The 20,926-nt window shown below is 44.1% G+C and carries 25 protein-coding genes; 15 read left to right on the forward strand and 10 right to left on the reverse strand.

What is annotated here, in order from left to right:
* Positions 1-37: 37 nt before the first annotated feature.
* A complete protein-coding gene (locus ACYVNW_RS15340; RefSeq protein WP_460680753.1) occupies positions 38-715 on the reverse strand; it encodes a metal-dependent hydrolase in 678 nt (225 codons plus the stop codon).
* A 165-nt stretch (positions 716-880) separates the two neighbouring features.
* Here ACYVNW_RS15340 and ACYVNW_RS15345 point away from each other — a divergent pair, with 165 nt between their 5' ends.
* A complete protein-coding gene (locus ACYVNW_RS15345) occupies positions 881-1,378 on the forward strand; it encodes a DUF1003 domain-containing protein (protein ID WP_460680754.1) in 498 nt (165 codons plus the stop codon).
* Between the two features lie 9 nt (positions 1,379-1,387).
* On the opposite strand, the gene ACYVNW_RS15350 is transcribed toward ACYVNW_RS15345, so the two are convergent.
* From ACYVNW_RS15350 to ACYVNW_RS15370, 5 genes are all read right to left on the reverse strand, one after another.
* The gene (locus ACYVNW_RS15350; protein WP_460680755.1) at positions 1,388-1,813 is read right to left on the reverse strand and encodes a DUF1810 domain-containing protein; all 426 of its coding nucleotides are present in this window, start codon (positions 1,811-1,813) and stop codon (positions 1,388-1,390) included.
* Between the two features lie 91 nt (positions 1,814-1,904).
* On the reverse strand, positions 1,905-2,060 hold the full coding sequence (locus tag ACYVNW_RS15355; protein ID WP_460680756.1) for a lmo0937 family membrane protein: 156 nt from the start codon (positions 2,058-2,060) through the stop codon (positions 1,905-1,907).
* 181 nt (positions 2,061-2,241) lie between these two features.
* Positions 2,242-2,625: a nuclease A inhibitor family protein gene (locus tag ACYVNW_RS15360; protein WP_460680757.1), complete on the reverse strand. Its 384-nt coding sequence runs from the start codon at positions 2,623-2,625 to the stop codon at positions 2,242-2,244.
* A gap of 154 nt (positions 2,626-2,779) precedes the next feature.
* On the reverse strand, positions 2,780-3,094 hold the full coding sequence (locus ACYVNW_RS15365) for a YbaB/EbfC family nucleoid-associated protein (protein ID WP_460680758.1): 315 nt from the start codon (positions 3,092-3,094) through the stop codon (positions 2,780-2,782).
* Between the two features lie 20 nt (positions 3,095-3,114).
* Entirely contained in the window at positions 3,115-4,287 is a 1,173-nt protein-coding gene (locus ACYVNW_RS15370; protein ID WP_460680759.1) for a serine hydrolase domain-containing protein, read from the reverse strand.
* A gap of 869 nt (positions 4,288-5,156) precedes the next feature.
* Between ACYVNW_RS15370 and ACYVNW_RS15375 the strand changes: the two genes are divergently transcribed.
* The 12 genes from ACYVNW_RS15375 (at position 5,157) to ACYVNW_RS15430 (ending at position 17,267) form a co-directional block, all read left to right on the forward strand.
* Positions 5,157-5,678, forward strand: coding sequence for a YceD family protein (locus ACYVNW_RS15375; RefSeq protein ID WP_460680760.1), 522 nt, complete (start codon positions 5,157-5,159; stop codon positions 5,676-5,678).
* A 17-nt stretch (positions 5,679-5,695) separates the two neighbouring features.
* Entirely contained in the window at positions 5,696-5,887 is a 192-nt protein-coding gene (gene rpmF, locus ACYVNW_RS15380; RefSeq protein WP_460680761.1) for a 50S ribosomal protein L32, read from the forward strand.
* A gap of 15 nt (positions 5,888-5,902) precedes the next feature.
* On the forward strand, positions 5,903-6,841 hold the full coding sequence (gene plsX / locus ACYVNW_RS15385) for a phosphate acyltransferase PlsX (protein ID WP_460680762.1): 939 nt from the start codon (positions 5,903-5,905) through the stop codon (positions 6,839-6,841).
* Positions 6,842-6,853: 12 nt separating this feature from the next.
* Positions 6,854-7,843 carry a beta-ketoacyl-ACP synthase III gene (locus ACYVNW_RS15390; RefSeq protein ID WP_460680763.1) on the forward strand — a complete coding sequence of 330 codons (990 nt, stop codon included), beginning with the start codon at positions 6,854-6,856 and terminating at the stop codon, positions 7,841-7,843.
* A gap of 82 nt (positions 7,844-7,925) precedes the next feature.
* On the forward strand, positions 7,926-8,420 hold the full coding sequence (gene accB / locus ACYVNW_RS15395) for an acetyl-CoA carboxylase biotin carboxyl carrier protein (protein WP_460680764.1): 495 nt from the start codon (positions 7,926-7,928) through the stop codon (positions 8,418-8,420).
* A gap of 95 nt (positions 8,421-8,515) precedes the next feature.
* Positions 8,516-9,859 (forward strand): acetyl-CoA carboxylase biotin carboxylase subunit, encoded by a 1,344-nt coding sequence (gene accC, locus ACYVNW_RS15400; protein WP_460680765.1) that lies wholly within the window; start codon positions 8,516-8,518, stop codon positions 9,857-9,859.
* 74 nt (positions 9,860-9,933) lie between these two features.
* Entirely contained in the window at positions 9,934-10,803 is an 870-nt protein-coding gene (gene tatC / locus ACYVNW_RS15405) for a twin-arginine translocase subunit TatC (protein WP_460680766.1), read from the forward strand.
* 23 nt (positions 10,804-10,826) lie between these two features.
* Positions 10,827-11,261 (forward strand): ribose 5-phosphate isomerase B, encoded by a 435-nt coding sequence (gene rpiB / locus ACYVNW_RS15410; RefSeq protein WP_460680767.1) that lies wholly within the window; start codon positions 10,827-10,829, stop codon positions 11,259-11,261.
* Between the two features lie 53 nt (positions 11,262-11,314).
* Positions 11,315-12,865, forward strand: a complete 1,551-nt coding sequence (locus tag ACYVNW_RS15415) for a M28 family peptidase (protein WP_460680768.1) — start codon at positions 11,315-11,317, stop codon at positions 12,863-12,865.
* A gap of 160 nt (positions 12,866-13,025) precedes the next feature.
* On the forward strand, positions 13,026-14,411 hold the full coding sequence (locus ACYVNW_RS15420; RefSeq protein ID WP_460680769.1) for a LutB/LldF family L-lactate oxidation iron-sulfur protein: 1,386 nt from the start codon (positions 13,026-13,028) through the stop codon (positions 14,409-14,411).
* A gap of 4 nt (positions 14,412-14,415) precedes the next feature.
* On the forward strand, positions 14,416-14,985 hold the full coding sequence (locus ACYVNW_RS15425) for a dihydrofolate reductase family protein (protein WP_460680770.1): 570 nt from the start codon (positions 14,416-14,418) through the stop codon (positions 14,983-14,985).
* Between the two features lie 296 nt (positions 14,986-15,281).
* Positions 15,282-17,267, forward strand: a complete 1,986-nt coding sequence (locus ACYVNW_RS15430; RefSeq protein ID WP_460680771.1) for an alpha-ketoacid dehydrogenase subunit alpha/beta — start codon at positions 15,282-15,284, stop codon at positions 17,265-17,267.
* On the opposite strand, the gene ACYVNW_RS15435 is transcribed toward ACYVNW_RS15430, so the two are convergent.
* On the reverse strand, positions 17,264-17,875 hold the full coding sequence (locus ACYVNW_RS15435; RefSeq protein WP_460680772.1) for a SprT-like domain-containing protein: 612 nt from the start codon (positions 17,873-17,875) through the stop codon (positions 17,264-17,266). The two genes, ACYVNW_RS15430 and ACYVNW_RS15435, sit on opposite strands and share 4 nt — an antisense overlap.
* A 271-nt stretch (positions 17,876-18,146) precedes the next feature.
* On the opposite strand from ACYVNW_RS15435, the gene greA reads away from it, so the two are divergent.
* A complete protein-coding gene (gene greA / locus ACYVNW_RS15440) occupies positions 18,147-18,620 on the forward strand; it encodes a transcription elongation factor GreA (RefSeq protein WP_460680773.1) in 474 nt (157 codons plus the stop codon).
* A gap of 89 nt (positions 18,621-18,709) precedes the next feature.
* Positions 18,710-19,126 (forward strand): HIT family protein, encoded by a 417-nt coding sequence (locus ACYVNW_RS15445; protein WP_460680774.1) that lies wholly within the window; start codon positions 18,710-18,712, stop codon positions 19,124-19,126.
* Between the two features lie 11 nt (positions 19,127-19,137).
* On the opposite strand, the gene ruvC is transcribed toward ACYVNW_RS15445, so the two are convergent.
* From ruvC to ACYVNW_RS15460, 3 genes are all read right to left on the reverse strand, one after another.
* Positions 19,138-19,734, reverse strand: a complete 597-nt coding sequence (gene ruvC / locus ACYVNW_RS15450; protein ID WP_460680775.1) for a crossover junction endodeoxyribonuclease RuvC — start codon at positions 19,732-19,734, stop codon at positions 19,138-19,140.
* An 18-nt stretch (positions 19,735-19,752) separates the two neighbouring features.
* A complete protein-coding gene (gene aat, locus ACYVNW_RS15455; RefSeq protein WP_460680776.1) occupies positions 19,753-20,391 on the reverse strand; it encodes a leucyl/phenylalanyl-tRNA--protein transferase in 639 nt (212 codons plus the stop codon).
* A 263-nt stretch (positions 20,392-20,654) separates the two neighbouring features.
* A complete protein-coding gene (locus ACYVNW_RS15460) occupies positions 20,655-20,897 on the reverse strand; it encodes a helix-turn-helix domain-containing protein (RefSeq protein ID WP_460680777.1) in 243 nt (80 codons plus the stop codon).
* Positions 20,898-20,926: the final 29 nt, after the last annotated feature.

Raw genomic sequence — 20,926 nt, forward strand, 5'->3', positions numbered from 1 at the left:
TGCTTTATAAAGTGTTTTAAACTTTCAGCAGTTTGTTTTAAAGCGAAAGCGTTTCGCCAATAGCAGGCAGTTTTAAATTAAGATCTGCTTTCACAAACTTTTCTTTCGCTTCTTCCACATCAATTTTAATGGGTGGAAAAGTGTCATAATGTACACCAATGATGTTTTTGCAATTGATAAAATCAGCTGCTTTTACGGCATCATCAATGCCCATCGTATAGTTATCTCCAATAGGCAGGGCAGCCCAGTCTAAATTTTCATCAGCCAATAACTTCATATCATAAGTTAAAGCAGTATCGCCGGCAAAGTAAAATTTCTTGCCTTCGGCATAGATTACAAAACCAGCCGGGTTGCCGCCATAGCTGCCGTCAGGCAGGCCGCTGGAGTGCAGGGCGGTTACCATTTTTACACGGCCAAAATCAAAATTAAAACCACCACCCAGGTTCATGCCATGCGTATCGGCAATGCCTTGTCCGGCCAGCCATCCGGCAATTTCGGCAATGGCAATTACTTTAGCACCGCTGTTTTTCTGAATAGTAAATAAATCGGCAATATGATCGCCATGGCCGTGCGAAAGCAGGATGTAATCCGGTTTCAAGGCATTGATATCAATAGCCGAAGCTAAAGGGTTGGGCGATATAAAGGGATCAAACAATAATTTTTTGCCATTCACCTCCAGCTCGAAGGCGGCATGGCCGTAATATGTGAATTTCATAAGCAGGGCAAAGGTAGGCAATATGAAAAGATGTAGTGTGATTTTGTTGATACGGTAAGTAGTGTGAATGTCAGAAATAGCAAGGGTAAACGCTATATTCGTTCAATAAATTAAACTTTTATTGGTTAAAAAGCTCATAACAAGTGTATTTGATTGACAATATGTATGGCAACAGCAGAAAATAAGCAAGAACCGGAAGCGCCCGTAAAATCAAAGCTGGATATACCCAAAAGCTACAGCCATCGCATTGCCAACTTTTTAATCGGCGCTTTTGGCAGCATGGCCTTTCTGTTCATCATCATCGCCTTTTTTGTGTTTTGGATTGACTGGAACCTTAATCTCATCACCAACTTTAAACCCTTTGATCCTTTCCCGTTCCCGATACTCACTATGGCGGTATCTATGTTCGCCATTATCCTTTCCATTACGGTACTAATTAGTCAGAACCGCCAGAACCGGATAGAAAAGATACGGCAGCAAGTAGAATTTGAGGTAAACGTACGCGCCGAAAACGAAATTACCAAAGTGCTAACCATGCTGCACGACATTCAGAAAAAACTGGGTATGGAAGAAGGGCCAGACAAAGAGCTGGAAGAAATGAAAGAAAAGCTCGATATTAAAGAGCTGCACCAGAAACTGGATGATATGGAAAGCGAAAGCTGATAAAGCGTACTATTGAGCTAATAAACTTAATGTTTTAGTGTCTTTAGCACCGCCGAAAAATTCATTCAGCACTTGTTGAAACACAGGATTTGCACCCGGAGCAGCTGCAAACAAAGTCATGCTCGATCTGAGCTTCATATCATCCGGGCTGCCGAATACTTGTTGGGCACCTCTGGCGGGTTGTTTCAGTAAGGCTTGGCAGATTTCAACCAGCCGGCTGCCTAAAACCGGATGGTTTAAATAAGCTTCGGCTTCCCTGATATCCTGAATACCGTAGTATTGTGATGTAGAGCTAAACCCCAAGCCTTTTAACTGCGGAAAAATATACCACATCCAATGGCTGCGCTTACGCCCGTTACTGATTTCTGCTAAAGCAGTTTGATAGTCGGATTGCTGGGCTTCGACAAATCTCTGTAGTGAATAATTGCTGGGCATAATAATGGAGTTGATAACTGAGTTTCTTGTATAAAAACTAAAGCCACTGTATGGTGGCTTTAGTTTTTATAGCAATGTATCGAAGTATTAATTACACCGCTGTGCCTCTTCTCAGAAAACCTAAAATTAAGGCGATGATTGCAATTACTAACAATACGTGGATTAATCCGCCGGCTGAATAAGCAAATGCGCCAATAGCCCAACCAATGATTAAAATAACTGCGATGATATACAATAAGTTGCTCATGATGAATGTTTTTTAAGTAGATTGATGTTGTTAATTATAACAAGTAATTTACAATCAGCATGCCATAACCTACTTAAAGTATAACTTTAGTCAATTCATCATAGATTAAAGCTATAATTGTATGTTTAATTAAACAGCATGGGAATAAAATAGTACTGTTATCAGCACTTATAATTGCAATTTACGTTTCTATCAGTCGGGTGCGCATTCCGGCAATGCTGCCATCATTGGCTTTGCCTAATATAAATACGTCTATTTGTACCTCACCTACACGGTAAACTGTTAAGCCGGCCAGTTCCTGCTTTAATGCAGCTGCCAGCTGGCTAAACTTTTGTGCCGTAGCCGGCGATACTGAACCAGAAGCCGGGTTGGTCATGTTACGCAGCAGGTAATCGAGCGTAATGGTTTCAACCGGTGTGCCGGCGGGTTTTCCGGCCAGGCTTAATGCCAGTTGCTCATTAATAGTTGTAGCAGGTGCCGAAACATAAGTAAACGGCTCATCCGATTCGCTCATCATCAGCAGGCCGCTGGCTGCATTTTCTAATTTGGTTTGAATGGTGTTCATAGATAGGTAAAGAATAAAATGCTGTATAAACAAAAATGTCATTCCGGGCGATAGCGAGAAGTCTCCTTAACCAAGCTCGTCTGTAATAGATTGAGCGCTTGAAGAAGATTTCTCCCCAACGGTCGAAATGACAAGGGGAAAAACAATAAATGTTTTATTGTCCAAACATACCACCCAGGGCACCTGAATCGCCAAACATGTTGCGCGCCATGGCAGCGGTTTCGCTTTGGCTTGCATTTTCAGCCTGTTCTAACGCTTTGTTGATAGCTACAGCTAATAGCTCTTCCAGTTCCTCGCGGTCGGCTTGCTGGTAAAAGCTATCCTCAATGCTGATGGTTTTAATAGTTTTGTTGCCGGTGGCTGTAACGGTAATTTTACCGCCTTCGGCCATGCCGGTTACGGTAATAGCATCCAGGCGTTGTTTTACCTCGGCTGCTTTTTGTTGAGCTTCAAATATTTTATCAAACATGGTATAATGGTTAAATTATATTAATCGGCATAAGCGCCCTTACGAATCACCGGCATATCGGTAAGCTTATAAAGGTCATCAATTTGGGCAATGCTGCCATTAAATACATTACTTAAAATTACAATAGTAACGTGATTGTTCAAATCGCGCACAAACATATTTTGAAAACCATGCCACCAGCCGGTATGGTAAATTACCACCTTGCCGTCATCCTCAGTAAACAAGCGCCAGCCCAGGCCGTAATTAAAGTGTTTATGGTGTTTGGGCTCAGGTGCTGTGGGTGTATAGGCCATTTTCATGGTTTCGGGTTTCAAAAGTTTTCCTTTTTGCAGCCCCTGGTCAAACAGGTACATGTCTTTTACGGTAGAGTAAATTCCTTTGTCACCAATTACACCATCCAGGTAATTAGGCACCACCGAGCGTCGCCAAACACGGTCATATCCCCAAACGTTGGTAGGCACAGCTTTGTCTTTGGCTTTGGAGTACACAACGGTATTCTTCATCCCCAGCGGATCAAAAATGTTTTCTTTCATAAACTGTGCATAAGGCATACCCGAAGCTTTTTCGATAATAGCCCCCAGCAGCATGAAATTGGTATTGTTGTAAAAAAAGGTTTGCCCCGGCTTGTTGTAATAGTGCGGGTGATATTGCTTATATAATGCCAGCACATCAGTATTATACATAGGTTTATGCTGGTCCCATACTTTCTCGAAGGCATACTGATAATTATTCATGCCACTCTGGTGGCTCAGCAGCATACGCACGGTAATGCCGTGGTACGGAAAATCAGGAAAAAAGTGTTGTACACTATCATCCAGTTTAAGCTTGCCTTGCTCCATCAGCATTAAGGTAGCTGTGCCGGTAAATGGCTTGCTCACGGAAGCAAGTTGAAAACGCGAGTCAATGTTTAGGCTATCGCGGCGCAGATAATCTGCCCAGCCGATAGAGTTTTCATAAATAATCTTGCCGTCTTTAGCCACCAGAATATTGCCATTAAAGCCATGCTTAGCATGCAAATTTTGCACAAAGGCATCAATTTTACGGTCGGCCGTTTTCGGATCGTAGTATAAAATCTTGCGGGTATCAAAGGGTATACTGGCCGCAGTGGTGCTCTCTTTTTTATGATTGGAACAGGAAAATAAGGGCAGTATGCACACCGCTGCCTTGAATATATTTTTATACACAACTCTCATAAAACAATACTCTCGCTCTAACGCACGCGAAAGTGAGAAATTATACTATAGTTAAGAAGTAAAAGTTTTAAATTAATTGTTGTTTATGGTGCTATGCGCTTTGTTGGGCTTGTGCTGTTATTTTCGTTATTGTTCTTTTGTCTTGATACAAAAGAACCAAAAAATCAAGTACAGCCCCATAAGGCTTTTTGCCGCACGGGGCCAGCGCTGCAAAGGCAGTTAGCACCACAGGCCTTTTAGTGTTTGCGTATGTGCGGCTTGTGCTTTATTGAGTGGTAGTGCAAACACTAAAAGACCTCTTCCTTACGCTCAGGGCCATTATGTGCTGCCCACCTTTCATCCAAAGCTGAGGGGCTGACAAAGGAAAGAATCAAGAGCCAAGAGTCAAGAACCAAGAAACAGGGATTAAGAAGGACCAAGCAGCGTAGAGATATCGTTAACACGTCATTGCGAGGAACGAAGCAATCTCTATACGTCAAGTAAAGGCATTAAGCAGAGAGATTGCTTCGTTCCTCGCAATGACGTACTTAAGTAATGCATCAATACTTCTTCGCCCAGGCGCGGTGGACTGGCAGAAACCGCCCGGGCCATGCGGTGGCCTTGTGTGGGGGAAGGATTGTTTCTGCCTTGATTTTTTGTTACTTTTTGATCAAGCAAAAAGTAAACTAACATTCAAAACAACACTAACCCATAATGCGGATAGCAGCACAAAAATTATATCCTCACTACATTCATTTAATATAGATCAAGCCTTGAGTCATTATAATTCATCTCTGTTTGTCACCGCACTTATCCACAATTTAACTATTTGAAAAAAGACTTTTCCACATGCGAGAATTTGCTTACATTTGCGGGCTAATTATCGCTCATTGAAATCATTAAAGAAATATTCAATTCCGTTCACCGGCTTAAAGCTGGGCAAACACGAGTTTGACTATGTGATTACTGACGCTTTTTTTAATGAGTTTGAGTATTCACTGGTAAAAAAGGCCGATGTGCAATGCCATGTGGAGCTGGATAAGCAGGAAACCATGCTTATCCTTAACTTTCACATTAAGGGCACTGTGGGCATGAACTGCGACCGCTGCCTGGCTTCTTTTCCGCTGCCGCTTGATTTAAAAGAGCAGCAGATTGCCAAATTTGCCGAGGCGGAAGTTGACCAGGACGAAGAAATTATTACCCTGAGCAAAAACGATCATGAGATTGATATTGCCGGGCTGATATACGAATACATTACAGTAGCGGTGCCATTTATTGCCACCTGCGGTAATGAAGGGAATACCCCTTACTGTGATAAAGAAATGCTGGACAGATTAAATAAGCTGTCGGGCAGTGAAGATGAAAACAAGGGCACAGACCCCCGCTGGGATGCGCTCAAAAACATTAAATGAATTAATTTTAGGAAGTTATGCCAAATCCGAAACGTAAGTTCTCCAAATCAAGAACAGCAAAGCGCAGAACCCATTACAAAGCTGAAGCGCCTACTTTAACTACATGTACCACTACTGGTGCTGTGCATTTACCTCACCGTGCTTACATGGTTGACGGCAACCTGTACTACAACGGTAAAATACTGATTGATAATACTGCAACTGCCTAAGTTTAATTTTCTGCAATGAAGATTGGCTTAGATATTATGGGCGGCGATTATGCTCCGAAAGCAACAGTTTTAGGAGCAATAGCCGCTTATAAAGCATTATCGCCCGGGCAGCAACTGGTGCTCATTGGCGATAAAAATGTTGCTGCACCTATCCTTCAGGAAAACGACTTTAACCCCGATCTGCTGGAATTCGTGCATACCACCGAAGTAATTGGTATGAGCGAACATCCCACCAAGGCTATTGTACAAAAACCCGACTCCAGCATTAGTGTAGGATTTAAATTGCTGAAAGAGGGGTATTTGCAGGGCTTCGCCTCGGCCGGTAATACCGGTGCTATGCTGGTGGGCTCCATGTTTAGTGTAAAAACCATACCCGGCGTAATACGCCCGGCTATGACAGCTATTGTACCCAAACTGAAAGGCGGTTTGGGTATTTTGTTGGATGTGGGTGCCAATGCAGACTGTAAGCCAGATGTGCTGTTACAGTTTGGGGTATTAGGCAGTTTGCTTGCTCAAAATATTTATAACATGGCTAACCCTAAAGTAGCCCTGATGAATATTGGCGAGGAAGAAGAGAAAGGCAACCTGCTTGCACAGGCTACCTACGCTTTAATGAAGGAATCCACCCAGTTTAACTTCGTGGGCAATATTGAAGGGCGCGACCTGTTTACAGATAGCGCTGATGTTGCCGTGTGCGATGGTTTTACCGGGAACGTGATTTTAAAACTGTCAGAATCTTTTTATGTAATTACCCTGAAAAAGGGATTTAAAGATGAATTTTTTGACCGTTTCAACTACGAGCAATATGGCGGCAGTCCTATTTTAGGCGTGAATGCCCCGGTTGTAGTAGGCCACGGCATCTCCAACCCTGAAGCCATTAAAAACATGATGCTGCTTACCCGGGATATGGTAGAAAGCAATCTGGTAGAGAAAATAAAGCAGGCTTTTCAGTAATTTAGTATACCTATGAGTAAAATTCATGCTGCAATTACTGCAGTGCACGGGTACGCCCCCGAGTATGTGCTCACCAACCAGGAACTGGAAACTATGGTAGATACCAACGATGAGTGGATAACCTCGCGTACCGGTATCAAAGAGCGCCGCATACTGAAAGGCGAAGGCTTGGCTACATCTGATATGGCCGTTCCGGCCGTACAGGCGCTTCTCGAAAAGCGAGGCATCAGCGCCGAAGAAATTGAACTGATTATTTTTTGTACCACTACGCCCGACATGCCCTTCCCGGCAACGGCCAACATCTTGGCTGATAAGGTAGGCGCTAAAAACGCCTGGGGTTTTGATTTGCAGGCGGCCTGTTCAGGCTTTGTATATGGCCTGTCAACCGGTGCACAGTTTATTGAAAGCGGCAAGCATAGTAAGGTGCTGGTAGTAGGGTTTGATAAAATGTCATCCATTATCAATTATCAGGATCGTGCTACCTGTATCATTTTTGGTGATGGCGGCGGCTGTGCCTTGCTCGAACCCAATACAGAAGGCAATGGCATCATAGATTCCATACTGAAAAGCGATGGAGCCGGCCGTAATTATCTGCACCAAAAAGCAGGCGGTTCATTAAAACCGGCCAGCCACGAAACGGTGGATGCTATGGAGCACTTTGCTTACCAGGAAGGTCAAACCGTATTTAAATTTGCGGTAACCAACATGGCCGAGGTAGCTGCTGAGATAATGGACAAGAATAGCCTTACCAGTGATGATATTGCCTGGCTGGTACCGCACCAGGCCAATAAGCGTATCATTGATGCCACTGCTAGCCGCATGGGCATCAGTGCCGACAAGGTTATTGTAAACATTGAGCGTTACGGCAATACCACCAACGGTACCATACCGCTGTGTTTGTGGGAGTGGGAAAATAAGTTTAAAAAAGGAGATAACCTGGTATTGGCGGCCTTTGGCGGCGGGTTTACCTGGGGTTCTATCTACCTGAAGTGGGCTTATTAATTTTCCGCAACATTTTTAGTTTAATTTGTTATACCTTAGATTTTTATATAAATCTTAATCCAAAACCAATTTCATCCTAAGCATGGATATTAAACAAATTCAGGATTTAATTCGCTTTGTATCAAAAGCAGGGGTAAGTGAAGTATCAATTGAACAGAATGAGTTCAAGATTACTATCAAAACCGGTCAGGCACAAACTGTAGTTACGGCTACTGTACCGCTTGCTGCACCTACACCGGTTCAGGCCGCACAGGTTTCAGCTCCGGTAGCTAATGCACCTGCACCTATTGCTGCAGCCGAAGCTGCTGCTGCCCCGGCCGCTGCCGATACCTCAAAATACATTACTATCAAATCGCCAATGATTGGTACTTTTTACCGTTCGGCCAGCCCTGATAAGCCATCGTTTGCAAACGTGGGCGACGAAATTAAAAACGGTTCGGTATTGTGCATCATTGAGGCCATGAAACTGTTTAACGAAATCGAATCAGAAGTTTCGGGCCGCATTGTAAAAGTACTGGTTGAAAACTCTACTCCGGTAGAATATGACCAGCCTTTGTTCCTGGTAGAACCCATGTAATTATCCGGGTTGATTGGGTGAATGGTTGACTAAGTGAGTGGTTCTATCAACTTAGTTAACCATTCACACAATCAACCATTCACTAACATAACCCTATGTTTAAAAAAGTACTTATAGCCAACCGTGGTGAAATTGCCCTGCGAATTATTCGCACCTGTAAAGAGATGGGCATTAAAACTGTGGCCGTATACTCTACTGCCGACCGCGACAGCCTTCATGTGCGCTTTGCCGACGAAGCCGTTTGTATTGGCCCGCCGCCCAGCCGCGATTCTTATTTAAATATCCCCAACATTATATCAGCTGCCGAAGTAACCAATGCGGATGCTATCCATCCGGGTTACGGCTTTTTGTCTGAAAACGCTAAGTTTTCGGCCATATGTGCTGAGTATGGTATCAAGTTTATAGGCGCCACTGCCGATCAGATCAATGCCATGGGCGATAAAGCATCGGCCAAAGCTACCATGAAGAAAGCCGGTGTGCCTACCATTCCGGGCTCTGAAGGTTTATTGACTGATGTGAAGCAGGGCATACAAGTAGCCGGAAAAATTGGTTACCCCATCATATTGAAAGCTACTGCCGGCGGTGGTGGCCGCGGTATGCGCATTGTGTGGAATGATAATGAATTTGAACCCGCCTGGGATTCGGCCCGTGCCGAAGCCGGTGCCGCTTTTGGTAACGATGGTATTTACCTTGAAAAGTATGTAGAAGACCCACGCCACATTGAAATACAAGTGGTAGGCGATCAGTATGGTAAGGTATCTCACCTGTCAGAACGCGATTGCTCTATCCAGCGCCGTCACCAAAAACTGGTAGAAGAATCGCCTTCACCTTTCATGACGGATAAGCTGCGCAAGCAAATGGGTGATGCCGCCGTTAAGGGCGCTAAAGCTGTAAAATACGAAGGTGCTGGTACTATTGAGTTCTTAGTAGATAAACACCGCAACTTCTACTTTATGGAAATGAACACCCGTATCCAGGTAGAGCATCCGGTTACCGAAGAGGTCATCAACTTCGATTTAATTAAAGAGCAGATTAAAGTAGCAGCCGGTATTCCTATTTCAGGCAAAAATTACGAGCCAACCATGCATGCCATTGAGTGCCGTATCAATGCTGAAGATCCGTTTAATAGTTTCCGCCCGTCGCCGGGTAAAATTACCAACTTCCATTCTCCGGGCGGCCACGGTGTACGTGTAGATACGCATGTATATACCGGATACATCATTCCGCCAAATTACGACTCGATGATTGCCAAGCTGATTTGTGTGGCCCAAACCCGCGAAGAAGCATTGAATACCATGGAGCGTGCATTAAGTGAGTTTGTAATTGAGGGTGTAAAAACCACTATTCCTTTCCACTTACAGCTGCTGCGCGATCCAAACTTCAGGGCTGGTAATTTTACCACCAAATTTATGGAAACCTTTGAGCTGGTAACGCCGTAAGTTGTAACATAAAAAATATAATTAAAATACCATTCTTAAGTTAATAGGAATGGTATTTTTGTTTGCCTCAAAAAATGGAAGAAGAGAATAAAATTATAAAAGCAATCAAGGAAAAAGGACAAAGCATGGAAGCCGAAATGTCTTTTTTCGACCATTTGGAAGAATTAAGATGGCACCTCATTCGCGCCTCTATTGCTATTGTGATATTTACCGGCCTGGCCTTTTATTACTATGACTGGATATTTAGCAAGATCATCATGGGGCCGGCCAATAAAGATTTTTGGACATACCAAATGATGTGTAAACTGGGTAACGCCCTCCACCGCTCGGGCTGGTGTATCGACGCTATTCATATTAAACTGATGAATAATGAACTGGCAGGCCAGTTTACACTGCAAATCAACTCTTCTTTAATTATTGGCGTTACCTTGGGTGTGCCTTACCTGTTATTTGAATTATGGCGTTTTATTAAGCCGGCCTTGCATGATAAAGAGCGCAAAGCGGCTAGTGGCTTCGTAGGTTATGCTGTATTTTTGTTCCTGCTGGGTGTGGCATTCGGGTATTTTGTAATTACTCCTATGTCAGTTAACTTCCTCCTGAGTTACCAAGTAAGTGCAACTATCGAAAACCTGATCAGTATTGATTCCTATCTGTCATCAGTAGCCACGCTTACGCTGGCAACAGGGGTAGTATTTCAACTTCCGATTCTGGTATACGTACTCTCTAATTTCGGTATACTCACCGCCAAACTGATGAAAGAAAGCCGTCGCTATGCGGTGGTGATTATCTTGATCATAGCTGCCGTGGTAACGCCCACGCCCGATATGATTACCATGACGGTTGTAGCCATTCCATTATTTATTTTGTTTGAGGTAAGTATTGTAGTAGCCGGTATGGTTGAGAAACGCCGCCAGCAAAAGCAGGATGCCATTGCCAATAGCTAAATGCTCGATCCATTAATATCATTATGAAAGAAAACTTAAAAATAGCCATCGGGTCTGATCACGGCGGATTCTCTTATAAGCAGGAACTTTTGCAGTATTTACAAGGCGCAGAAGTAAAGGATTTTGGTACTTATTCGGCCGATGCTGCCGATTACCCTGATTTTGCCCATCCGGTTGCCTCGGCTGTAGAAAGCGGCGAGTTTGATTTTGGTATATTAATTTGTGGCAGCGCCAATGGGGTAGCTATCACGGCCAACAAACATCAGGGTATACGGGCTGCCATTTGCTGGCAACCTGAACTGGCCAGCCTGGCGCGCCAGCATAATAATGCCAATGTGGTGTGCATACCTGAACGCTTTATCTCATTGGAAACTGCCAAAGAAATTGTTGATCGCTTTTTAAGCGCCGATTTTGAAGGTGGCCGCCATGCCAACCGGGTAAACAAAATATCCTGCTGAAAAATCAGCAAAAAATTACAACTTGCTAAACTATTAACTGATTTTATTTAGATATGAAAAAAACAGCATTGTGCATTACGTTCATGGCGTCAGCCATTGCCGCATGTGCGCAAAACTCTACGGCTACCAAGTACGCCAAGTACATTACGGCCGAAGATGCCCGCAAGCACCTGAGCATACTGGCATCAGATGAATTTGAAGGCCGGGAAACCGGTAAGCCCGGCGCCGATAAAGCCGCTAATTATATTGCCAACGAATTTAAAAAGTTGGGTCTGCAGGCACCGGTAAATGGTTCGTATTTTCTAAATATTCCGCTGGTAGAAACCAGCTTTAATGTCAATAACTTTACCCTGAATGGTACACCATATACCTTTGGTAAAGATTTTTATGCCACCGGTAACTCTGACGCAAAAACCCTGAACGCAAAAGAGGTGGTATTTATTGGCTACGGCTCGGCCGAAGAACTGGCCAATGCAGATATTGCCGGTAAAGTAGTATTAATGATAAGCGGTGCCAAACCTGGCGCAGCAGCAGGAACACGTGCCTCACGTGCACAGTTAATGCAGCGTTTGGCAGAAAAAGGCCCGGCAATGGTATTAAATGCCAATGCTAACCTGGCAGCTATGCTGCAACGTATGGCAGGCCAGTTAGGCGGTGGTCGTTTAGAGATTAAAAAGGATAACGCAGCACCGGCCAGGCAGCAGCCTGTAACGGTAACGGTTACGCCTGAGATGGCCGACCAATTGTTGAAGAACAGCGGTAAAACCTATGCCCAGTTAAAAACAGCTGCTGATGCAGGTGTAGCTACTGAAACCCTGAAAGCGGACATCTCAGCTGCTTATGGCTCAGTTAAAAAAGATGTGAAAGCAGTAGATGTATTAGGTTATATGCCAGGTTCTGATGCTAAATTGAAAAATGAAGTATTGGTAATCTCCGGTCACTATGACCACATCGGCTTAAACCCTAACGGCCCCGATAAAGTAAATAACGGCGCTGATGATGATGGCTCAGGCACTACTGGGGTGCTTGAAATTGCCCGTGCTTTCAGCATGGCCAAAAAAGCCGGTAAAGGCCCGCGTCGCAGCATCTTGTTTTTGGGTAACGTAGGCGAAGAAAAGGGATTGTTAGGCTCTGAATTTTATACCGATCATCCGGTATTCCCGCTGGCAAATACCATTACCGATTTGAATATTGACATGATTGGCCGTATCGGTTTTGATTATCAAAACAAACCGGATTCTGCCAATAACCTGTATGTAATTGGGTCTGCCATGCTGAGCAGCGATTTGCGCAAAATCACTGAAGAGGTGAATAATAAATACACCCAAATCCACCTGGATTATAAGTATGATGACCCTGCTGATCCGAACCGTTTCTATTACCGTTCAGATCACTATAACTTTGCCAAGCATGGTGTGCCGATTATTTTCTATTTTAACGGTGTTCACCAGGATTACCACCAACCCGGAGATGAGGTAAGTAAAATTAACTTCCCGCTGCTGGCTAAACGTGCACAGTTAGTATTCTATACCGGCTGGGAATTAGCCAATCGCGATCAGCGCCCGGTAGTAGATGGAAAAGCCAACTCTGACGGCACAAACTAAAATGCTCAATGACTGCAGGCAGCAGTCAAAACAGCATAACAATATGGCACATTAAACGTTGAATGCCGGGTAACATCATTTGTGACCCCGGCATTCGCTATTTAAGGCGTATTATCCGATATTTACATTATTGCTTTAAAGGCAAGCAGGAAAAAGGAACATGTCAACTACCGCTAAAGAGTTTATAATAGCATCAGAGGAGAAAGCATTTGATTTAAAACACCGCCAGGTAATTGACCATAACATAGGTAAATATGATGTGGCAGTGCAGCGTGGCCTTTCACGGTTGGTAAACTTGGAAAGTGCCAAGCGGAAAGCGCACGTAACCAAATGGCGGGTAATGGAAAATTTAGACCGCTTCCTGCTCGATTTTGAGGCCAATTTTCAGCGCCGTGGTGGTAAAGTAATTTGGGCCAATGATGCTGAGGAAGCTAACCGCGAAATATTAGGTATTATACAACGGGCCGGCGCTAAAAAAGTAATTAAATCAAAAACAATGGTAACCGAGGAACTGCATTTAAATGAGTTTCTGGAAGCCAACGGTATCGAATCATTAGAAAGTGATTTGGGCGAATACATTGTGCAGCTATTGGGTCAAAAACCCTATCATATTGTTACGCCGGCCATGCACCTCTCTAAAGAAGACATTGCCAAGCTGTTTAACGAGCGTTTTGGTACCCCCATTGATGCCACACCTGAGCAACTTACTGCAAAAGCCCGGGAGTTGCTACGCCAAAAATATTTGCAGGCCGATGTGGGAATCACCGGCGCTAATTTTCTGATTGCAGATACCGGCAGTATTGCCCTCAGTGAAAACGAAGGCAATACCCGCCTGAGCACCACATTCCCGAAAATACATATCGCCGTGGCTGGGATAGAAAAACTGATTCCGTCTATTGCCGATTTAGACTTGTTTTGGCCGTTGCTGTCAACACACGGTACCGGGCAAAATTTAACAGTTTACAATACCCTGTTAAGTGGTCCCCAGCAGCCTAACGAAACAGATGGGCCTGAAGAAATGTATGTGGTTTTGCTGGATAACGGTCGTACAAATGTTTTAGCACAAAAAGATCAGCGGCAGGGCTTGTACTGCATTCGTTGCGGAGCCTGCCTTAATGCCTGCCCGGTATATCAGAATATTGGCGGGCATACTTATAACACCACCTATACCGGGCCTATCGGCTCTATCATTACCCCGCACATGCAGGGTATGGAAGAGTTTAAGCACCTGAGTTATGCCTCCAGCTTGTGTGGCAAATGTACCGAAGTATGCCCGGTAAAAATCGATTTACATAAAATGCTGTTGCTTAACCGCCGCGATGCGGTGAAAGAACAACTGGTAACTCAACAGGAAAAATGGGGCTGGGCGGCCTGGAAAAAAGCAATGCTAAGCCGTAAGCTAACTGATTTTTTCAGCGGCAAAACCAAGAACTTTTTAATGCGTTGGTTCTTCAAGAAATCATGGGGCAAATACCGCCAGATGCCTGATGTGGCCGGTAAATCATTCGCCCAGCAGTGGAAAGAACAACACGATACCGAAATTTAACAAAATGCGTAAAGTAATACTAAATCTGGCTGTAAGCTTAGACGGTTATATAGAAGGTCCCGGCGGCGAATACGATTGGTGCTTTACCGATCAGGATTATGGTATGTCTGAATTTTTCAGCGAAATTGATACCATCTTTTTAGGCCGCAAAAGCTATGAGCTATTAATTACTGCAGAGGAAAACCCTTTTCCGGGTATTAAGAAGTACGTTTTTTCTGACACCTTGCCCGAGGTACAGCACGAGGAAATAGAGGTGATAGGCAAAGCTGATTTTAAGCAAACCGTAACCGAACTGATTAACCAGGAAGGCGGCCATATTTGGCTGTTTGGCGGTGCCGATTTGGTCAGCAGCTTTTTGGCTGAAAAATTAATTAGTGATTTTACGCTATCCATCCACCCGGTGTTATTAGGGGGCGGCAAGCCTTTATTCCGGCCATTTCAGCAGCGTACCGAACTGATGCATATCGATACCATTACTTATCCCAGCGGTTTGGTGCAGTTAAAGTATATTTTGAAACCGCATCTTGATTATGATTTGCTGGAAGATAACTATGTGCACTCGAATGCGTTTTAAGTCATAACGGGTTTGTCTACTTGTACATCTTTCGCGTTAGGATAGCAGCGTAAAGCTCGCAGCGAGGTACGGGTGAGGACTTGCAGCGAATAGCCCGGGCCGCAGGCAACGCCCACTTATTAATAAAGAAGTGGATTGCTGAAGTAATGAGCAGCGTACTAATTATTTATCTAACTTAATCAACATCTAACCATCATTCCCTTAACCAACAATTACATAATCATTACTCTTTCAAAGCGCTTGTTGGGTCTTCATTTCTTATTCCTGTTTCGCCAAAACTTCTTTAGCTTAGTGTTATGATTTTCGACCGGCGCGATTTAAGTAACAGCACTCTGATTAATTTCTATAAGACACTGCTGTGGCCGCGGCTGGTAGAAGAGAAAATGCTGGTGCTGCTGCGACAGGGGCGTATTAGCAAATGGTTCTCGGGCATCGGTCAGGAGGCTATTGCTGTAGGTGCTACCCTGGCGCTGCAACAAGATGAATATATATTGCCCATGCACCGCAACCTGGGTGTATTTACAGCCCGCAATATGCCTTTAGCCCGACTAATGGCGCAATGGCAGGGGAAACCCTCCGGATTTACTAAAGGCCGCGACCGCTCGTTCCATTTCGGTACGTATGAGTATCATATCGTGGGTATGATTTCGCATTTAGGACCTCAGTTAGCAGTGGCCGATGGTATTGCTTTGGGCGATGTATTGAGCCGCAAACCAAAAGTTACCTTGGCTTTTACCGGCGAGGGCGCTACCAGTGAAGGCGACTTCCATGAGGCGCTTAATGTAGCCGCCGTTTGGAACCTGCCGGTAATATTCTTGGTGGAGAATAACGGCTACGCACTGTCTACCCCAACTAATGAACAGTATAAATGCGCCCGAATTGTAGATAAAGCCATTGGCTATGGCATGGAAGGGCATCAGATTGATGGCAATAACTTTTTAGAAGTATATCATACTATAAAGGATTTGGCGGCCAGCATGCGCCAGCAACCCCGCCCTGTATTATTGGAGTGCTTAACCTTCCGGATGCGGGGGCATGAAGAAGCATCAGGTGTAAAATACGTACCTGCCGAGTTTTTGGAGGAATGGAAGGCCAAAGACCCGGTATCAAATTTTGAGCAGCAACTGATAGACCATTTCATTATGCGCCCGGAGTGGCCGGAAATTATCCGCCGCGAATTGGTACCGCTTATTGATGCTGAAGTGGAAAAGGCTTTGCTTGAAGATGAATTAATACCTAACGTACAAATTGAATTGCAGGACATGTATGCGCCGGTAGATTCCATACCCTCAGCCAATCGCAACTCATCACCGGCTATGGTAAACAAACGCTTTATTGATGCCATTAGTGATGCGTTGCGACTGGCTATGCAGCAACACCCTAACCTAATACTAATGGGGCAGGACATTGCCGAATACGGCGGCGCCTTTAAAGTAACTGAAGGCTTTGTTCAGGAATTTGGCAAGGCGCGTGTGCGCAATACGCCGCTGTGCGAGTCGGCCATTGTAGGTACAGCTTTAGGCTTGGCTATTAACGGTCATAAATCCGTAGTGGAGATGCAGTTTGCCGATTTTGTAACCTGTGGCTTTAACCAGATTATAAATAACCTGGCCAAAACGCACTACCGATGGGGCCAATCTGCCGATACCGTAATTAGAATGCCTACAGGTGCGGGTACAGGGGCAGGGCCTTTCCATTCGCAAAGCAATGAGGCTTGGTTTACTAAAACGCCGGGATTGAAAGTAGTTTATCCGGCATTCCCGGCTGATGCCAAAGGATTATTGATGGCTGCTATAAATGACCCCAACCCGGTCATTTATTTTGAGCATAAATATTTATACCGAAGCCTGAACGGTGAGGTGCCCGAAGGTAATTATGAAGTTGAAATAGGTAAAGCCCGTGTAATAACCGAAGGTACACAAGTAACTATCATTACTTACGGCTTAGGTGTACACTGGGCTTTAGAGTGGGTGGAGCTGCATCCCCAATATTCGGTAGAAGTATTAGATTTACGAAGCCTGCAACCTTGGGACAAAACAGCGGTGGAAAACAGTGTAAAGAAAACCAGCAAAGTGCTGATCTTACATGAAGATACTTTAACCAGCGGCTTCGGCGGGGAAATTGCAGCATATATTATCGAGCACTGCTTTGAGTACCTGGACGGGCCGGTAATGCGCTGCGCAAGCCTGGACACCGCCATCCCGATGAATAAAGGTTTAGAAGACCAATTTCTGGCTAAATCACGATTAGCAGAAATGATGGAAAAATTGATTAAATATTAATCGCTAATTACTTCAACCTCTGCCACTGGGCTAAACAGATAAATCCGCTTGGTGGCTACTTCCACGCATTTATAACGCTTGCGCAATTGTTCACCTTTTTTGAACACCCGATCGCCTTTAAATTTGAATAAGCTATGTAAGGGTAGTTTTTCTACGGTGAGTACATCCGGTTTAGGAGCATCATAGCTGCGCAGGGTGCGGTATAAGTTTAAATCAGAACAGCTGGAGGCTGCCGGGTTGTTTAAATACCGGGTAATGGCCTGTTGAATATCAGCCGGGAACACCTGCTGCTCGAAAAACGGCTGCATCATCTTTTTAAAATTCTGCTTCCACTCGGTGCCATGCGGCTTTACTTTATTCTGGTGCTGGTTCCAGGTGTGCAGGTGGGCAAACTCATGTACGGTGGTTACCAAAAAAGCATAAGCGTTCAGGTTATGGTTAACCGATATACGGTGCCCTTTGCCCTGAAACGGAGGGCGGTAATCGCCAAATTTGCTGTTACGGTTGCGCGATATTTTAAATTCGCACTTAAAGTAATCTATCCACCTGCTGATTAAGGGGGCCGCTGCCGGCGGCATATATTTTTCCAGTACTTTCGTTTTCTCCACGTCTACCTCAATTCAAATATAAACAAAGGGTTGGAATGGTATACTTCCTATAATAGCTCTTTATTATAACCTTCAATTAAAGAAAATTTGGAGAATAAAATTTAAAACGCTTATCTTCGTTTTATACTCAAGCAAGACTATGATGGCCAGGCGCTGCATAGTCTTGTTTGTTTTTTATAACGGTACGTCCTGCCTTTAACAGAAAGCGCAGGGCGGTTTTGTTTAAACATCATCTATTCATTAAAAGAAGACATTGTAAATTATAAGTGTTATGGCAGAAGTAGCATACTACACCAAAGAGGGATTAGAAAAACTGAAAGAAGAGTTACAACAGTTGAAAACTACCGGCCGTGCCAATATTGCCAAAGCTATTGCCGAAGCGCGCGACAAAGGTGACCTATCTGAAAATGCAGAGTATGACGCTGCTAAGGAAGCCCAGGGCCTGCACGAAACCAAAATTGCCAAATTAGAGGAAACTTTAGCCAATGCCCGTATTTTGGATGAATCGAAGATGGATACTTCTAAGGTGCTGGCTCTATCTATAGTGAAAATCAAAAATATTAAAAACGGCGCTACCATGACCTATCAGTTGGTATCAGAAAGCGAAGCCGATTTAAAGGCCGGTAAAATATCAGTAAGCTCTCCTATTGCCAAAGGCCTGTTAGGTAAAAAGGTAGGCGAAAAAACCGAAATACAGGTACCTGCCGGTAAAATGGAATTTGAAATTTTAGAAATCAGTCGATAGTATAGTATATACAGATGTGCGGATGTAGCAAAACAATTTGCACATCTGTATATTTATAAATTGCACATCAATTATAATATACACCTTTTATGGCAAGCATTTTTTCAAAAATTATAGCAGGCGAAATACCATCACATAAAGTAGCCGAAAGCAACGATTTCCTGGCTTTTTTAGATGTTAACCCGCTGGCCGAAGGCCATGTGCTGGTGATTCCGAAGCAGGAAACCGATTACATTTTTGATTTGGATGATGCCACCTATACTGGCCTGCAATTGTTTGCCAAAATTGTAGCTACTGCCATTAAAGAAGCGATACCTTGCCGAAAAGTTGGCGTAGCTGTTATTGGGTTAGAAGTGCCGCATGTGCACATTCACCTCATCCCCATGAACCGGGTGGATGATTTGAACTTTGCCCGCCCGAAGCTTAGCTTTACTGAGGAGCAACTGGCTGCCACTGCTGAAAAGATCAAGCAAGCCTTACGCCACGATTACGAAGAGCAAGCCTAAAACTCCGGTACTTAGAGCGGCTTTTTAATTTTTAAAGGTGAGGCTACGCGCCTTGTATTTTCTTTTACAAAAGATTCCCAGCCCGAATAGGTAATTTTACTGCCCCTGCCGGTGGTGATTTTTTGAAAACTGTGGCATACGGCCACGGCCAATCCATCAGTAGCATCCAAAAACTCAGGTGTTTCCTGAAAGTTAAGCAAACGTTGCAGCATAGCCGCTACCTGTTCTTTGGTGGCATTACCGTTACCGGTGATGGATTGCTTAATTTTACGCGGAGAGTATTCGTTTACCGGTACATTGCGCGATAATGCCGCCGCAATAGCTACACCCTGCGCCCTGCCCAATTTTAACATTACCTGTATATTTTTGCCGTAAAAAGGGGCCTCAATAGCTAAAGTGTCAGGGTGGTAATTATCAATAAGCGCTTGTGTTTTTTCAAATATGCGCTGCAGCTTCAGCATGTGGTCGTCCGTTTTTTCAATTTTAACGATGCCCAGGCTAATGAGCTCCAGCTTGGTGCCGGTTTCTTTCACTAAGCCGTAGCCCATTACGGCCGTACCGGGGTCAATGCCTAAAATAATCCGTTCCTTCCTGTCTATCTGCTGCATACCAATACAAAGGTACGCTTAGCCGGTGGTATTTTGCAGTACCTGCAAATATTCTTTACGACTGATGTGCCTGGCGCCCATGCTCTCCAGGTGTTCGGTATGCACCTGGCAGTCTATCAGGCGGTACAGGCCGCTTTGCGCTAATGTGATGAGTGCAGTTTTAGAGGCATTACTTACCCGGCTAAACATACTTTCTCCGCAGAATACCTGCCCAATGGCTACTCCGTACAAGCCGCCTACCAGTTCCTGCTGCTGCCATATTTCGTAAGAGTGTGCGTAACCTTGCTGATGTAGTTGAATGTAAGCCTGCTGCATTTCGGTAGTAATCCAGGTGCCGTCCTGCCCTTCGCGCGGGGTAGTGGCACAGGCTCCTATCACTTGCTCGAATGCCTGGTTTTGGGTGATGGCAAAGCGTTTGGAGCGCAATACCTGATGCATGCTTTTGGAAATTCTAAGTTCATTGGGGTAAAGCGCAAATCGCTCATGTGGCGAGTACCACAGGATGGGTGTATCGTCACTGTACCAGGGAAAAATACCATGGCTATAGGCCAGCACTAAGCGGTTTACGCTTAAATCGCCGCCTACAGCCAATAAGCCGTCGGGCTCGGCAAGTTCGGGATCAGGAAACAACAGCCGTTCATCCAGCCTGAATATCATAGGCGCAAGTTACGCGGCTTTACGATGAATTACCAGCTTTTTGTTGCAGTAATAAAAATTACAATGCCTTAATTATGTACTCTGGCATTTGCATTAACATCAATCTAAGAAATAAAGCGAACAAGTAAAATTGATTGAATATAAATTAATATGTTCGATTGCTTAATTTAATATGTTTTGTACCTAATAACATACAGCAATTAAAAAGCACTGTATAGAATAACAGAATTGTACTAAAAACTTAACAGTGAAAAATCAGCCAGTTAATATACTCCTTGAAAAAAACCAGATAAAGAAACATCAAAATAAGCGCATATTTTGCGTAGGGTTTCCAGCCTGATATCTATTTTTCCTGATTCTAAACGTGCGATATTAATATTGGTATCAGTATAAAATTTCTCTTGTGTAATGCGGTGCTGGCGGCGAACTTTACGTATTTGTGCAGCAACTTTCTTCTTAAAAGCTTCGTCGGTTTCTATAATAACCTTATTATCAGAGGGGAGCATATAGGGTGAAAGTGTGAGTGAGTTTAGTT

It is taken from the genome of Mucilaginibacter koreensis, from assembly GCF_054783355.1.